Here is a 1,460-nt window from a genome sequence, read left to right on the forward strand (position 1 = left end):
CCCAGATTCAACCGGTCGTCGCAACACCCTTGAGGAGGGATCTGCGATGAGCACTCGGACGCGACACCCTGACAACACCGGACGTCCTCCACTCCATTCACCCGGGCGGCCGCCGGTCGGGCGCCGCTCGCACCGATTACGGTTCTGGATTGCCATCGCGGACGGGCAGTCCAGCGTCGACGCCGCCCGTAGCGTGGGCGTCTCCCCGGCCGTCGGGGTCCGATGGTTCCGACACGCTGGTGGCATGCCCCCGACACACCTCGCACCCTCTGCCCCAGCACTCTCGGGGCGCTACCTCTCGTTCGCCGAGCGAGAGGAGATCGCGCTGCTGCGCGCGCAAGGCCACGGCGTCCGCGAGACCGCGCGCCGGATCGGCCGGGCAGCGTCGACGGTCTCGCGAGAGCTCCGTCGCAACGCAGCCACGCGCAGCCGGTCGCTCGCCTACCGTGCGACCACAGCCCAGTGGCACGCCGACCGATCGGCCGCGCGCCCCAGGCCAACGAAGCTGACCACCAACGCCAGGCTGCGCGCCTACGGGCTGGACCACCTCAGCGGAGCTGTCGCCTCGCCGAGCGGGGCCGAAGTCCCGGGACCGGCGGTGGAGTGGAAGGGACGGCGACACGGACGCCGCAAGCCTCGGCGCTGGGCGCAGTCGTGGAGCCCTGAGCAGATCGCCGCGCGTCTGCGGGTCGACTTCCCCGACGACCCGTCGATGCGCATTAGCCACGAAGCCATTTACCAGGCGCTCTACGCCGATGACAGCCGACCGAGTGGGCTGGCGCGCGAACTGACGGCATGCTTGCGAACCGGGCGGACCCTGCGCGCGCCGCGAGCCCGGACGCGGGGGCGTGGCAAATCGTTTGTCTCACCCGAGTTGCTCGTCCGCAACCGCCCACCGGAAGCGGCCGACCGATCGGTGCCGGGTCACTGGGAGGGCGACCTCATCCTCGGACTCGGTAGCTCAGCCATCGGCACGCTGGTCGAGCGCACGACGCGGTACACGCTCCTGCTCCCGCTTCCTCGAATGGACAACCACGGGTCCGCGCCGCGCCAAAAGAACGGTCCGGCCCTGGCTGGACACGGCGCCGAGGCCGTCCGCAAGGCAGTCGCGCAGGCGATGGATCCACTGCCAGACCGGGTCTGCCGCTCGCTGACGTGGGATCAGGGCGCCGAGATGGCGCAGCACGCCGAGCTTCGGGAGCAGACCGGCTTGCCCGTGTACTTCTGCGATCCTCGCAGTCCGTGGCAGCGTGGGACGAACGAGAACACGAACGGTCTACTGCGTCAGTACTTCCCGAAGGGGACCGACCTGAGCACGCACAGCGCGGCGGAGCTGGCGGCGGTAGCCTTAGCGCTCAACACTCGTCCCCGCAAGACGCTAGGCTGGCGTACACCAGCCGAAGCGATGGACGAGGCCTTACGACCACCACCGACCGTTGCGACGACCGGTTGAATCTGGG

The 1,460-nt window shown here is 69.9% G+C and carries 1 protein-coding gene; it reads left to right on the forward strand.

Annotation, left to right across the window (positions count from 1 at the left end; genetic code table 11):
• Positions 1-46: 46 nt before the first annotated feature.
• On the forward strand, positions 47-1,453 hold the full coding sequence (locus RM540_RS16265; protein WP_311666072.1) for an IS30 family transposase: 1,407 nt from the start codon (positions 47-49) through the stop codon (positions 1,451-1,453).
• Positions 1,454-1,460: the final 7 nt, after the last annotated feature.

The organism is Rubrivirga litoralis, from assembly GCF_031846415.1.
In the GTDB taxonomy this organism is placed as follows: Bacteria; Bacteroidota; Rhodothermia; order Rhodothermales; family Rubricoccaceae; genus Rubrivirga; species Rubrivirga litoralis.

Excerpts from the sequence above, each read along its gene's own strand:
- RM540_RS16265 (WP_311666072.1), top strand. The coding sequence starts at position 47 with ATGAGCACTCGGACGCGACACCCTGACAACACCGGACGTCCTCCACTC.